Below are 13,282 nucleotides of genomic sequence, written 5' to 3'. Positions count from 1 at the left end.
AGCGGCGCACTTCCGAGATGTCAAGGCAAACAACGAGAGTTGCACAGGCGCAGGCGGGCACTTAGTTAGCTTGCTTTGTGCCCGACACTCTTCGTCGAACTTTCCCTCCACTCCGCGAGGCAGAGAAAGCATGGACACATACAGTTCGACCGCAATTGATCTGGCCCGTCTGCAGTTTGCCTTCACCGTTGGCGTCCATATCGTCTTCCCGGCCATCACCATTGGCCTCGCCAGTTTCCTGACAGTACTCGAAGGGCTTTGGCTTAGAACCGGAAGAGATGTCTACCGGGATCTTTACAGCTTTTGGGTAAAGATCTTCGCGATCAACTTCGGCATGGGCGTCGTTTCCGGATTGGTGATGGCCTATCAGTTCGGCACCAACTGGAGTCGCTTTTCATATTTCGCCGGCGGTATTACCGGGCCATTGCTGACTTATGAAGTTCTGACCGCCTTCTTTCTCGAAGCGGGCTTTCTCGGCGTGATGCTCTTCGGCTGGGAGCGCGTCGGCCGCGGCCTGCACTTCTTCGCCACCGCCATGGTCGCGCTGGGCACATTGATTTCCACCTTCTGGATATTGTCCTCCAACAGTTGGATGCATACGCCGCAGGGTTTCGAGATCGTCGATGGGCGGGCGGTGCCGGTCGACTGGCTGGCGGTCATCTTCAACCCCTCGTTCCCCTTCCGGCTCGCGCACATGGCCATTGCCGCGTTCCTCGCCACCGCCTTCTTCGTCGGGGCCTCCGGGGCCTGGCACCTGCTGCGCCGCAGCACCGACCCGGCCGCCCGCACCATGCTCTCCATGGCGGCCTGGATGGCGTTGCTGGTCGCGCCCATCCAGGCGGTGGTCGGCGATGCCCACGGGCTCAATACCCTCGAACACCAGCCGGCGAAGATCGCGGCGATCGAGGGCCACTGGGAGAACGTTCCCGGCGAGCCCTCGCCCCTGATATTGGCCGGCTGGCCCGACATGAAGGCGGAAAAGACCCACTTCGCCATAGAAGTTCCAATGCTCGGCAGCCTTATTCTCACCCACAGTCTCGATCGCCAGATTCCCGCATTGAAATCATTCCCACCGGAAGACAGACCCAATTCCACGGTCATTTTCTGGACCTTCCGGATAATGGTCGCCATGGGACTTCTGATGATACTTACAGGGTTCTGGAGTTTGTATTTGAGATGGCGCGGGAAACTCTACGATTCCCCGCTGTTCCTGAAGTTCGTGCTCTGCATGGGCCCCTCGGGACTGATCGCGCTGCTGGCCGGCTGGGTAACTACCGAAATGGGCCGCCAACCCTGGGTGGTCTACGGCTACATGCGCACCGTCGATGCCGCCTCGGCGCAAACCACCGCGCAAATGACCATCAGCCTGGTACTTTTCGTGCTCATCTATTTCGTGCTGTTCGGCACCGGCATCGCCTATATGCTGAAACTCGTACATAAAGGGCCGCAGCCCCACGATGCGGAACATCCCATCGAAGGCGGTGCGGGCCAGATGCGTACGCCTGCACGTCCATTGTCGGCATCCGACGACCGTTGACCCGCAAGCATTTCAAACTTGAGGAGCGAATAACATGGGCGTCGATCTCACACTGATCTGGGCATTGATCATCATCTTCGGCATCATGATGTACGTCATCATGGACGGTTTCGACCTGGGCATCGGCATTCTCTTCCTGGCGATAAAGAACAAGGAAGAACGCGACGTCATGATGAATACCGTCGCCCCCGTATGGGACGGCAACGAAACATGGCTGGTATTGGGCGGCGCGGGCTTGTTCGGTGCCTTCCCATTGGCCTACTCGGTATTGCTCAGCGCGCTCTATCTTCCCCTGGTGCTCATGTTGCTGGGGTTGATATTCCGCGGCGTGGCCTTCGAGTTCCGCTTCAAGGCCAGCGACCGGAACCGCCACTGGTGGGACAAGGCGTTCATCGGCGGCTCCATCGTGGCCACCTTCGCCCAGGGCGTGGCCCTGGGCGCCTTCATCGACGGCATACCGGTGGCCGACAACGCCTACGCCGGCGGCAGCCTGGACTGGCTGGCGCCCTTCCCGATCTTCTGCGGCTTCGCCTTGCTGGTCGCCTACGCGCAGCTGGGCAGCACCTGGCTGATCATGAAGACCGAGGGGCAGCTGCAGGCGGAGATGTACCGCTACTCGTCCTACTTCATCTGGATACTGCTGTTCGCCATCGCCATCATCAGCGTCTGGACGCCCCTGTCGCACCCGCAGATCGCCCAGCGCTGGTTCAGCCTGCCGAACCTGATCTACTTCCTGCCGGTGCCGGCGCTGCTGCTCTTCAGCTTCTTCGCCACCCTGATCACCCTCGCCCACCGGGCGACGGTGACGCCCTTCATGCTCACGCTGCTGGTCATCTTCCTGGGCTACAGCGGGCTGGGCATCAGCGTCTGGCCGAACATCATCCCGCCGGCGGTCTCCATCTGGCAGGCGGCGTCGCCGGTGCAGAGCCAACTGTTCGCCCTGATCGGCGCCCTGTTCATCCTGCCCTTCATCCTGATGTACACGTCCTGGAGCTACTACGTGTTCCGGGGCAAGGTGAAGGTCGGCGAGGGCTACCACCACTGATGCCCCGGGCCCGGCGCCGGCAGCCACTCGCTGCCGGCCCAGGCTAGGCCCGTGCGCGGGCCCCCGCCCCCTGCCCCGTGGACGGCAGCGCCCACTGGAAGCACGATTTGCCCAGGGCCTTCGCCACCAGCATGGCCGAATCCGCGGCCAGGACCAGCCCGTCGGCCTGCTGGCCATCGCGGGGGAATTCGGCGACACCGATGCTGACGCCGATCTGCAGGTCCGGGAACTCCTCCAGCAGGCTGGTTTTCGCCACCCCCAGCAGCCGTTCGCACAGCGCTTCGACTTCCGTGCCCGTGGCGCCGGTGATCAGCGCGAACTCATCCCCGCCCAGCCGCGCGAGAAGGTCCCCGTTCCTCACCGTCCGGCTCCATCGGTTGGCGACCCCCTGCAACAGGCGGTCACCCACGGCGTGGCTGTGCAGGTCGTTCACCTGCTTGAAGCCGTCCAGGTCCAGGTAGAGCAGGGTCAGCGACTTCTTCTGGTGCCCCGCCGCCGACAGCGCCTCGCGCAGCGACAGGTCGAAACCGCGCCGGTTGAGCAGCCCGGTCAGCACGTCGTGGCCGGACGCGTATTCAAGGCTCGACAACAACTTCGAACGGGTCTTCATGGTGCGGTGCATGCGCACGGCGACCAGCACCAGAAAGAACAACTGAAGCGAACTCAGGCAGGCGCCCAGAACAAAACATGCAAAGGACTTGATGCCCAGGGCCTGGCCATGTAGCCAGATGAATATCAGAAGCCCGGCCATGGTCGCCCAGGAGAACAGCGACACCCCCAGAAGTGCATTGAACTGATGACGAAGATGGCGGACCAGACTTTCCTGACTAACCTGCAAGACACAACCCCTGGTAAGAATCTCTAGCGCAATTGATCGTCAACCAATTGAAATACTTGAATCATGCGGACGAACGGCGGCACATGGCCCGCGCACTATCCGCATGGCGACGAAACATCTACGAAAGCCCTGGAAGAAAAGCGTGCGAAGACTCAGTGGGGCCACTGAATCCAGAGGTCGAGCAAGGCTCTTTGGCTAATTCCCCGCAAAGCGGTTACTTCTTCTGCAGCCAGCCGTCGACGACATCGCCGCCATATTCCGCCTTCCAGGCCTTCAGAACTTTATGGTTGCCACCCTTGGTCTCCACGACTTCCCCGCTGTGCGGGTTCCGGTAGACCTTGACCGCCCGGGCGCGACGCTTGGGCCGCGCGCCCCGGCCGCCGCGCGGGCCCGCTTCGCCGAGCGCCTGTGGGTCGAGGATGGCGGTCACGTCGTACAGCGACTTGCCATATGCCGCCATCAGTTCATTCAGTTTCCGCTCGAACTCGATTTCCTTCTGAAGATTGACATCGTTCTTCAGCGACTCCAGATGGGCGATCTGTTCAGCGAGCGCTTTCTCTACAGCGCGAAATTCTGCCAGCTTGGACATGGGAAACCTCTTCAACAAAAGTTTTTCCAATCGAAGAATATACCGGACAAACTCTGCGAATCCAAACACCTGAAGTGCTGAAACCATACATTCGGATATGCCTGCCGAACCATAAGGCAGGCCTACAGGGAAATCACCTCGTTTTCAATCTTCATTCCAGGCACGCTCATTCGATACGGCGATATCGCATATCCGCTGGCAGCCCCATCCGGCTCAAACTACGCGTCCCTGGCCTGGGGCCTTGTGAACATACCTGCCGATACGATCTTGTTCTCTGCAAGCGGGTGGAAACTGCATTTTCGTAGTGTCAGGTATAAGCGGAATACTTGAAGCAAGTTCTATCCGGCTATCGACCGGAATGTTCACGGTTGCGTTGCAACATGGAACGATCCGCAGCCATCCCCCACCCTGACCTGCCGGTTCCATGCGATGCCCGTTTCCCCTGTGGCTGGCGGTCGTTCGCTCGGCTGGCCGCCAAGCTGTATAGTCAATCTATACCTGGCAACTATAATCTGTAGCTATTGAGATAATTGGAGCGTGAGTCCGACGCTACCGATCTTCAGCCGCCAGGCCCTGGCCGAGAACCTTGTCCGCGACCTGGCCGGCGAATCCCTGGCCGACTATGGCTCCGGCATGTTCCTGGCCGCTCCGCGGCGCACCGGCAAGAGCACTTCCTGCGCAACGACCTCGTGCCCGCGTGTGAGCGTCGGGCTGGCAACCCATCTACGTCGACCTGTGGGTGGACCGCGAGAGTGACCCCGCCGACCTGATAGCGGGTGCCATCGCCAAGGTGCTGGCCGAGCACGAAAATACCTTCACCAAGGCGGTCCGCAAGGCCGGCATCGAGAAGAGTGGAAGGCCAGCCGGGGTGAATACGCCCTGGAAGACTCGTCCATGGCGCAATGGCTGACCTGCAACAAGCGGGAGGTCGGGTGAGCGCACAGCTACCCGCGGTCTGACCGGGCAGCGCCGCCCTGCCCTCGCCTCACGCCATCGGCTTGTCGTCGACGCGGTCCCGGGAGGCGCGGGCGGCCAGGGCGTCGAAGGTGCCCGCCGTCAGTGCCTCCTCGCCCTGCTCGTCGAGCAGCCGGCGGAACACCAGGTGCTCCGGGAAGCTGCGGCCGATCAGCGTCAGCAGGCGCAGGCCGCGGTCGGTCAGCTCGAAGTTGTTGCCGGTGCCGCCGTGGTCGCGCGGCCGGTCCTGGATGAAGCCGCCATCGAACAGCACGCCTTCCAGGTCGCCCGCCACGCGCTTGACGTGGTCGACGCTGCCTTCCAGGGGCTCGCCCCGGGCGATGCGTTCCTCGGCCACTTCCTCGCCGTACTCGCGGGCCTTGTAGGGTTCGTCGGCGCATTGCTGGGCGTGCAGCAGCAATTGTTCGATCAGGTCCCAGTCGTAGCTCATGGCGTGTCTCCCGCGTGGGTCGATGGCTTGCCGGCGTTCGCCGCCGGTCCTGCCTGTTGCGACTGCCGGGCCGGCCGGGAGTTCGAACGCACCGAGCAACGGCGCGCCTTTTCCGTTGGGCAATTCTTTCGAACTCGTCGCCGCCAGGGGTTCCAAACCCTGGTGAGTGCCGCGCCGCGAAGCGTGGCCAGCCACCGCGCCCGCGTGGCGCTTCCGCGAAGGAGCCCGACCATGAGTACGAACCTGCAAGGCAAGAAGGTCCTGATCATCACCGCCAACGCCGGCATCGAGCGCGACGAACTGCTGCGCCCATTGCAGGCCCTGAAGGAGCAAGGCGCCAGCGTCACCCATGGCAGCGTCAAGGGCGGCGAGGCCCAGACCTGGCTCAAGGACAGCGAGAAGGACCTGAAGGTGACCTCCGATGCCCGTCTCCAGGGCCTGAGCGCCGCGGACTACGATGCCCTGGTGATTCCCGGCGGCACGGTGAACGCCGACACCCTGCGCCAGGATGCCGATGCGCAGCGCCTGGTCCGCGAGTTCTCCGAAGCCGGCAAGACGGTCGCGGCCATCTGCCATGGGCCCTGGCTGCTGATCGACGCCGGCGTGGTTTCCGGCAAGACGCTGACCTCCTATTCCAGCGTGCGCACCGACCTGGTCAACGCCGGGGCCGACTGGGTGGACGCCGAGGCCATGGTCTGCCCGGCCCAGGGCTGGACCCTGGTCACCTCGCGCAACCCCAACGACCTGCCGGCCTTCGACGAGGCCATCGGCAAGGCCCTGCAGGCGGCCTGACGCCCATTCACCGAAGCAGACGGAGGGACAGCAGATGAGTACACAGAACCTGGGCCGCTGGGAGCGGCTGTTCTCGGTGGCCCTGGGCCTGGCCGGCGTGCGCAACGGTTTCCGTCGCGGCGGCCGTGCCGCGCCGGCGACTGCGCGCGGCCCTCGTTGCAGGTGCCCCATGGGAAGGAAGAATGCGGCGAAATGCGCGGGCAGGCGATGCAAAAGGACAAAAAGAAGCGCCCCGTCCCTGGGGCCATAAGTAAGGGGAGTTCGCCCGAATCATTCAGGCAGAGCGCCAGGGGCTGCGCAAGCCATGTTCGAAATATCGAGCCTATAAAGTCGATTCCTGCATATTGCATGAAGAAGGCGCAGCGGCAGGCCGCATCATGCTGATATCAAGGTAATGCCACTCATCCCGAAACCCGCTGAATACGCGGCCTACGGATAATCCCCCGATTTCCCTGCTCTGCCTCGTATTCATAATTTCAACCGATTCCTTTTTTCGCTTGAGTCATCGTGGTCAGAGGATTACTTTTCCAGTTCTTCCGCAGCACTCTTCCCCGGCTGTCTTCGGGGCCTTCCCTCCTGTCAGGTTGTTCCCCCCTCCATGCGAACCCTATTGAGTCCCGCGCAGCAGCAGGCTGCGGTGGCGGAGTTTCTTCTCCGCGTTCCCGCCCTGGCGCGGGAGATCAAGCGCTCCCGCCTCGAGGAAAACGAGGACGAACAGGCCTACCGCCTGCGCAAGGGCTGGGCCGAGCTGTGCATCCACGCCCGCTGCATGGGCATGGAGCCCTGGCTGTTCGCCCACCTGCTGATCGGCACACCGGCCGAGCAGATAGAGCGCCTGAAGACTTCGCACAACCCGCTACTGCCCGACTGAACCGGCCGCTCCCGCTCACTCGCCCTGTTCCGTCGAGCCGGGCGGCTGGGCCAGGCCGCGGGGCCCGGCGATGCCCCAGATGGCCAGGCCCAGCACCGGGAAAATGGCGATCAGCAGAGCCCACAGGGCCTTGGCATTCACGCCCTTGTCGCTGCGGAACACGCTGACGATGGCCCACAGGTCCAGCAGCACGATGATCACCGCGGCGGCGATCAGCATCAGGGATACGAACGTGGTCATGGCGCACCTCCTCGGCTCGTTCGATGTCTGCGGTGGGCCGGCCCGCGCGGCCAAGGTTCCATCGCCTGGACCGGCGCCGCGGCGACCTACCGTTCGTCCCGGTGGCTGAACGTGGCCACCGCCCCCCAGTCCTCCGAGAGACCGCCGGCCGCATGCCCGCGGGCATCCACCGACCGACAGGAGGACTGGCACATGGGTTGGAACGACCATCGGGACGCCGCGTTCACGGCTGCGCTGCGGCAGCTGTTCGCCCAGGGCAGCCTGGAGCCGGACAGCCGCGAGGAGATACTCGCCCGCTACATCCTCGAACACGGTTTCGCCGCGCTGTCCGAGGAGCAGCAGCAACGCTTCCGCGACGAGCTGCTGCCGCGGCTCAAGGAGGTGTCCGGGGCCACCGTCCTGCCGATGGACATCCCCCTGCAGGAAACCACGCCGCCGCCCGCCGGCGGCATCAACGACCCGGGCAACGAGGACCCCGGCTCGCTGCTGGAAAGCGAACGGCCGGACGACCCCACCAAACATTCCCGCTGACGGCCCGCCGCAACGGAAGGAGGCTCATCGATGATCCCGTTCACGACCCTGCTGACCCAACCGAAACATGCCTGGGGCGACCTCAGCGCCAGCGTCGACCGCCACCCGCGGGCCTTCGTGCCGCTGTGGCTGGCCCTGCCGCTGATCCCGGCGGTCTGCCTGTTCATCGGCACCACCCAGGTGGGCTGGCAACTGCCGGGCAACGACCAGGTGCAATACCTGAGCGCCAGCAGCGGGGCGCTACTGGCGCTGTGGTGCTACCTGGGCTTTCTCTGCGGGGTGGTGATCATGGCCTACCTGGTGCGCTGGGTGCTGTTCCGCACCGAGAGCCGGCCGGACATCGGCCGCAGCATGGCCTTCACCACCACCATCGCCGTGCCGCTGATGCTGGCCGGGGTGGTGGCGCTGGTGCCCTACCGCTGGGTGATGCTGCTCGCCGCGGCGCTGGCCACGGCCTGCTCGGCCTTCCTGCTGTTCAGCGGGCTGCCGGTGTTCATGCACCTGCGTCGACGCTCGGCGGTGTTCTACGCTTCGTGCATCCTCGGCTTCGGCTTCCTGGCGCTACTGACCACGGCCTTCGCCTTCCTGGAACTCTGGGGGCAGAGCATGGCCGGCAGCGGCGAATACCTGGAGCAGTGAGTGCGGCGGCGGCAGCGGCTCCTCCGGGGGTTGCTGCATGGGCACTTCCTCGGGGAACTCCTCGGGCACCTGGCTTTCCCGGTCGGGAAACGTCGGCGGCTGCTCGGGCTGGGGCCGCTGGAGCTGTATGAAAGGGACCATGGCGTACCTCCTTGGGCAAGGGTGGCTGTCACCCTTGCTTTGGACGCGCCGCGTCAGTTTGGTTCGGTTTTTCCGGCCTCGGCCTGCACCTCCACCAGCAGCGCCAGCAACTGCTCGCGGTCGAAGGGCTTGGCCAGGCGCCGCAGTGACGCGGGGCAGCCTTCCAGGCGTGCCGGGTAGCCGGTCATCAGCACGCAGCACAGCGTCGGGAGCGCCTGCCGGGCGCGCTGGATCAACTGCATGCCGTCCAGGTCGGGCATCGCGTAGTCGGTCAGCAGCAGGTCGAACGCCTCTCCCTCCTTCGCCAGCAGCTCCAGCGCATGCTGCGAGGAGTCGGCGCGGCGCACTTCGCAGCCCAGCTCCAGCAGCAGGGCCGCGGTGCCGGTCAGCACCAGCGGGTCGTCGTCGACGATGAGCACGCTCAGTTCCACCCTTTCCGGCATAGCCGCCTGGGCCGCAGTTTCCTGGGCGTCCTCTTCGCCGTCCGCCGCGGGGAGCACCGCCGGCAGCCAGATTTCCGCGGTGGTGCCCTGCCCCGGCGCGCTGTGCAGCATCAGCGCGCCGCCCTGCTGCTGGGCTATGCCATGGACGATGGACAAGCCCAGGCCGGTGCCCTTGCCAGTGGCCTTGGTGGTGTAGAAGGGCTCCGCCGCCCGGCGCAGGGTCTCGGCATCCATGCCCTGCCCCGTGTCGGAGATCGCCAGGCACACGTAGTCGCCGCCGGCCAGGTTGGTGCGCTGGCCGTCCAGCAGCGTCTCGTTGCGCGCCGAGATGGTGATGGCTCCGCCCTGGGGCATGGCGTCGCGGGCGTTGGTCGCCAGGTTGATGATCGACAGCTCCAGCTGGTTCTGGTCGCTCATCATCCGGTTCAGGTGCAGGGGGAAACGCGTCTCGATGGTGATGGTCGGCCCCAGCGAACTGAGCAGCAGCTCGCTCATGTCCTGCAGCAGCGTCGGCAGCTCGATCGGCTGCGGGAACAGCCGTTGCTTGCGGGCGAAGGCGAGCATCCGCTGCGTCAGCTGGGCGCCACGGCGGGTGGCCTCCAGGGCGTTGCGCCAGATGTCCTGGACGCGCTCGGCGTCGGCCGGCAGGTGCCGGTGCAGCAGTTGCAGGCCGCCGATGATCACCGTGAGCAGGTTGTTGAAGTCGTGGGCGACGCCGCCGGTGAGCTGCCCCAGGGACTCCATCTTCTGCGACTGGATCAGCTCGTTGCGCGCCCGCTCCAGCTCCTCCTGGGCATAGCGCTTGTCGGTGATGTCGCGGGTGATCTTGGCGAAGCCCAGCAGGGTACCGGCGTCGTCGTGGACCGGGTCGATCACCAGGTTGGCCCAGAAGCGGCTGCCGTCCTTGCGCACCTGCAGCCCTTCCTCCTCGTAGCGTCCCTCGGCCAGGGCGATGTTCAGGCTGCGCTCGGGTACGCCGTCGTTGCAATCCTCGGCGGTGTAGAAGCAGGAGAAATGCCGGCCGATGATCTCCTCCGGACGGTAGCCCTTGATCCGCTGCGCCCCGGAGTTCCAGCTGGCCACCCGGCCGTCCGGTTCAAGCATGTACAGCGCGTAGTCGGACACGCCGTTGACCAGCAGGCGGAACTGTTCCTCGCTGCGGCGCAGCGCCTGCTCGGTCTCGTGCTGGGCGGTGCGGTCACGGGTGATCTTCACGTAGCCCAGCAGCTCGCCGCTGTCGTCGCGCACCGCGTCCATCACCACGTGGGCCCAGAAGGTCGAGCCATCGCGGTGCAGCCGCCAGCCCTCGCTTTCGTAGCGCCCCTCGCGCGCCGCGGTGGCCAGCGCCCGCTCGGGCAGCCCCGCCTTGCGGTCGGCGGGCGGGTAGAAACAGGAGAAATGCCGGCCGATGATCTCGCGGGCCTCGTAGCCCTTGAGCCGTTGTGCCCCGGAACTCCAGCTACCGACCAGGCCGTTGGGGTCGAGCATGTAGATGGCGTAGTCCGTCACCGCCTCCATCAGCAACCGATAGCGGGCGTCCTCCACCAGTTGCGCGTTGCTGGCGATCGTTCCTGACATGGCGTTCCTCCACCGAATCGCTTCAGCAAAGCACAGCTTCGCAGGGCGTACCTCATCGGCCGCCAAAAGGGGCCCGCCGGGTGGAAAGTCTGAACCCGCCCCGCCAGGCCCCGTCAACCCTGTGGGCCCCATGCCCCGGGGCCATCCCACAGACCGATGGAGAACTGCCATGAACATCCCCGCCCTACTGCGCGGCACCCTGTTGTCGGCCACCCTGCTGGGCGCCGCCGCACCCCTCTTCGCCGCGGAGCCCGCCGCCCGCGACCAGGCCTTCGCCAGCGAGGCCTCCGCCGCCGGCCAGGCCGAGATCGACGCGGCCAAGCTGGCCCTGCAGAAGAGCCAGGCGGCCGACGTGAAGACCTTCGCCCAGCACATCATCGACGACCACACCAAGGCCAACACCGAACTGCAGGCCCTGGCCACCCGGAAGCACCTCGAGCTGTCCGACCAGCCGGGCATGGCCGACAGGGCCAAGGCGAAGGCGCTGGACATGCGCGACGAGTCCTTCGACGCCGCCTACGCCGACAACCAGGTCGCGGCCCACGAGAAGGCCGTGCAACTGTTCACCGAAGCGGCCGACAGCGCCAGCGATCCCGACCTGCAGCAGTTCGCCCGGGTGACCCTGCCGGTGCTCAAGCAGCACCTGCAGATGGCCCAGGACCTGGCCAAGGCGCATCCCTCCAGGTGACGGCGGCCGCCGGGGCGGCCCCGCCCCGGCCCGCGTCAGCCCAGCACCAGGCGGTTGGCGCGCTCGCCCACCACCATCTCGGTGATCCAGCGCACCAGGATGTCGGTATAGGCGTCCTGGGCCAGCTCGGTGCTCAGCGCATGATCGGCCTCGTCGATGATCCGGTGCGTCAGCGAGTGGGTCTGCTGGAAGGCGGCCCGGTAGCTGAGGATGGTCGCGCGGGGGATGAAGTCGTCGTGCTCCGACTGCACCAGCAGCACGTCGCCGGTGAAGGCGGCGCAGGCGCGCAGGGCGCGGTTGCTCGCCGCCGGCACGCGGCTGGAGCGGTAGGCCATCAGGTCGTCCCGCGGCAGCTCGCGCTTGGGCCGGTCCCAGTCCTCGTCGCGGTACAGTGCCGGCACGCGCAGGGCCAGCCAGCGGATCTTGCGCAGCTCGCTGAGGATGCAGGCGAGGTAGCCGCCATAGCTGGTGCCGACCACGGCGATGGCCCCGGGGTCGATCTGCGGGTGCGCGGCCAGGCGGTCGTAGGCGGCCAGCAGGTCGCGCAGGTTGTGCTCGCGGGTGATCCACTCGCGCTGGCGCTCCTCGGCGCCGTGCCCGCGCAGGTCGAAGGTCAGGCACACGCAGCCCAGGCCGGCGATGCCGCGGGCGCGCCTGAGGTCGCGCTGCTGGCTGCCGCCCCAGCCGTGCACGAAGAGCACGCCGGGCACATGGGTACGCGGGCTGAGGAAGTTGCCCTGCAGGCGCAGGGAGTCGACGTTGATGTCGATGCGCTCGTCATAAGGCGTCATAGGTCCTCCACCATTGCGTATTTCAGCAGGAAGTCGCCACGCCGGTCGGGGCCGCGGTAGATCACCCGGGCGTTGGCCGGCAGCGCCTTGTCCTCGAAGATCTCGAAGGACGAGGCGCGCACCGCCTGCAGCGCCGGGTCCGCCACCAAGGCCTGCAGGGCGGCCAGCTCGGCGCCGGTGGCACCGCCCACGCGCCAGGACTGCTCCAGCACGCCGCTGCGCTGCCGGCCCCGGGCATCCACGCCCTGGGCGATGTCGTAGTTGCGCCGCGAGGCGAAGAAGTGCGGCAGGCACTGGCTGGCGGCGCGGTCGAAGGCCCGGCCCTGCTGGATCGCCAGGCGAACCTCGGCGGCCAGGTCCAGCCCCAGCAGGGCGTCGAAGTCGCCGCGTACCACCAGCAGGTCGGAGCCGCCGTAGACCAGCTCGCCGCGGGCGTTGCGGTTCTGCTGCTGGAAGCCATGGTAGGACAGCAGCACGCCGCTGACCTGGGCCTGGCCGACGCTGAGGGTGCGCACCTCGGCGAGGTCGTCCTCGATGGCCAGGCCGGCCAGGAAGTCCGCCTCGTCGTAGCCGGCCAGCGCCGCCTCCAGTTCGTCCACGTCGACTACCACCCGCTGCCCCAGGCCGCCGCGCGCGCCCGCCGGCTTGAGCCGCTGCGGGCCACGCGGCAGGCGCGCGCTGGCGCAGCGCCAGGCGTCCTGGCGGCAGAACGCGCTGTGGCCATCCAGCACCACCGACGCCACCCGCTCGGCGAAGCCGGCCGTCCAGCCCCGCGGGGTGAGCGCGGCGTGCTCGATCAGCGGGTGGACGATCGCCTTGCCGGCCTGGTGGGCCTGCTCGACATAGCCGCCGAACAGGTCCAGCGGCCCCTGCACACCCAGCCGGCGGGCCTGCTCGCGGCCCACCAGGGTGTCGCTGGGCACCCAGTAGTAGTGTCGCTGCGGGTCCCGTGCCGCGGGCGGGCCGTCGAAGAACTCCAGCCCCTGGATTTCCGCCAGCCAGCGGGCCAGCTCGCGGTTGCTGCAGGCGTCCTCGGGCGCAGGGTCGGCCTGCGGCGAGGTGGCGATGACGATACGTCGATTCTCGGCGTGGATCATGCGGCCGCTCCCTTCGTGCGTGGCGTATGAACACTCGACTGTGCCCGCAGTCAGTGG

At 66.2% G+C, this 13,282-nt stretch carries 14 protein-coding genes and 1 pseudogene; 8 read left to right on the top strand and 7 right to left on the bottom strand.

Features of this window, described 5'->3' with window-relative positions:
• The first annotated feature begins 130 nt into the window (after positions 1-130).
• Together PKO50_RS15400 and cydB are read left to right on the top strand one after the other, a co-directional pair.
• The gene (locus PKO50_RS15400) at positions 131-1,537 is read left to right on the top strand and encodes a cytochrome ubiquinol oxidase subunit I (RefSeq protein WP_109935366.1); all 1,407 of its coding nucleotides are present in this window, start codon (positions 131-133) and stop codon (positions 1,535-1,537) included.
• A gap of 34 nt (positions 1,538-1,571) precedes the next feature.
• A complete protein-coding gene (cydB, locus tag PKO50_RS15395) occupies positions 1,572-2,582 on the top strand; it encodes a cytochrome d ubiquinol oxidase subunit II (protein ID WP_109935367.1) in 1,011 nt (336 codons plus the stop codon).
• A 43-nt stretch (positions 2,583-2,625) separates the two neighbouring features.
• Here the strand turns inward: cydB and PKO50_RS15390 are convergent, their stop codons facing one another.
• Entirely contained in the window at positions 2,626-3,420 is a 795-nt protein-coding gene (locus tag PKO50_RS15390; protein WP_275630216.1) for a GGDEF domain-containing protein, read from the bottom strand.
• Between the two features lie 214 nt (positions 3,421-3,634).
• A complete protein-coding gene (locus PKO50_RS15385; RefSeq protein WP_275630215.1) occupies positions 3,635-4,009 on the bottom strand; it encodes a histone-like nucleoid-structuring protein, MvaT/MvaU family in 375 nt (124 codons plus the stop codon).
• A 537-nt stretch (positions 4,010-4,546) separates the two neighbouring features.
• On the opposite strand from PKO50_RS15385, the pseudogene PKO50_RS15380 reads away from it, so the two are divergent.
• A pseudogene (locus tag PKO50_RS15380) lies at positions 4,547-4,859 on the top strand (hypothetical protein); the annotation flags it as partial.
• A 135-nt stretch (positions 4,860-4,994) separates the two neighbouring features.
• On the opposite strand, the gene PKO50_RS15375 reads toward PKO50_RS15380, so the two are convergent.
• A complete protein-coding gene (locus tag PKO50_RS15375) occupies positions 4,995-5,414 on the bottom strand; it encodes a transcriptional regulator (protein WP_275630214.1) in 420 nt (139 codons plus the stop codon).
• Positions 5,415-5,645: 231 nt separating this feature from the next.
• Here PKO50_RS15375 and PKO50_RS15370 point away from each other — a divergent pair, with 231 nt between their 5' ends.
• Positions 5,646-6,206, top strand: coding sequence for a type 1 glutamine amidotransferase domain-containing protein (locus PKO50_RS15370; RefSeq protein WP_109935371.1), 561 nt, complete (start codon positions 5,646-5,648; stop codon positions 6,204-6,206).
• Between the two features lie 598 nt (positions 6,207-6,804).
• The gene (locus PKO50_RS15365) at positions 6,805-7,077 is read left to right on the top strand and encodes a hypothetical protein (RefSeq protein WP_109935372.1); all 273 of its coding nucleotides are present in this window, start codon (positions 6,805-6,807) and stop codon (positions 7,075-7,077) included.
• A gap of 15 nt (positions 7,078-7,092) precedes the next feature.
• Here PKO50_RS15365 and PKO50_RS15360 read toward each other — a convergent pair whose 3' ends face one another.
• Entirely contained in the window at positions 7,093-7,317 is a 225-nt protein-coding gene (locus PKO50_RS15360; RefSeq protein ID WP_089393165.1) for a PLD nuclease N-terminal domain-containing protein, read from the bottom strand.
• A gap of 192 nt (positions 7,318-7,509) precedes the next feature.
• Between PKO50_RS15360 and PKO50_RS15355 the strand changes: the two genes are divergently transcribed.
• On the top strand, positions 7,510-7,848 hold the full coding sequence (locus tag PKO50_RS15355) for a hypothetical protein (protein WP_089393166.1): 339 nt from the start codon (positions 7,510-7,512) through the stop codon (positions 7,846-7,848).
• A gap of 30 nt (positions 7,849-7,878) precedes the next feature.
• Entirely contained in the window at positions 7,879-8,487 is a 609-nt protein-coding gene (locus PKO50_RS15350) for a Yip1 family protein (protein ID WP_089393167.1), read from the top strand.
• 194 nt (positions 8,488-8,681) lie between these two features.
• Here the strand turns inward: PKO50_RS15350 and PKO50_RS15345 are convergent, their stop codons facing one another.
• Positions 8,682-10,649: a PAS domain-containing sensor histidine kinase gene (locus tag PKO50_RS15345; protein WP_109935374.1), complete on the bottom strand. Its 1,968-nt coding sequence runs from the start codon at positions 10,647-10,649 to the stop codon at positions 8,682-8,684.
• A 169-nt stretch (positions 10,650-10,818) separates the two neighbouring features.
• Here PKO50_RS15345 and PKO50_RS15340 point away from each other — a divergent pair, with 169 nt between their 5' ends.
• Complete coding sequence (locus PKO50_RS15340) at positions 10,819-11,337, top strand: DUF4142 domain-containing protein (protein WP_109933587.1); 519 nt, start codon at positions 10,819-10,821, stop codon at positions 11,335-11,337.
• Between the two features lie 35 nt (positions 11,338-11,372).
• Here the strand turns inward: PKO50_RS15340 and PKO50_RS15335 are convergent, their stop codons facing one another.
• Both PKO50_RS15335 and PKO50_RS15330 read right to left on the bottom strand, forming a co-directional pair.
• Positions 11,373-12,128: an alpha/beta fold hydrolase gene (locus PKO50_RS15335; protein WP_275630213.1), complete on the bottom strand. Its 756-nt coding sequence runs from the start codon at positions 12,126-12,128 to the stop codon at positions 11,373-11,375.
• Positions 12,125-13,225 (bottom strand): DUF3182 family protein, encoded by a 1,101-nt coding sequence (locus tag PKO50_RS15330; protein WP_275630212.1) that lies wholly within the window; start codon positions 13,223-13,225, stop codon positions 12,125-12,127. The genes PKO50_RS15335 and PKO50_RS15330 overlap by 4 nt, the downstream gene beginning before the upstream one ends.
• Between the last annotated feature and the right edge of the window lie 57 nt (positions 13,226-13,282).

The organism is Pseudomonas sp. 273 (genome assembly GCF_029201425.1).
GTDB classification, from domain to species: Bacteria; Pseudomonadota; Gammaproteobacteria; order Pseudomonadales; family Pseudomonadaceae; genus Pseudomonas; species Pseudomonas delhiensis.
This window is presented reverse-complemented; position numbering and strand designations above follow the sequence as displayed.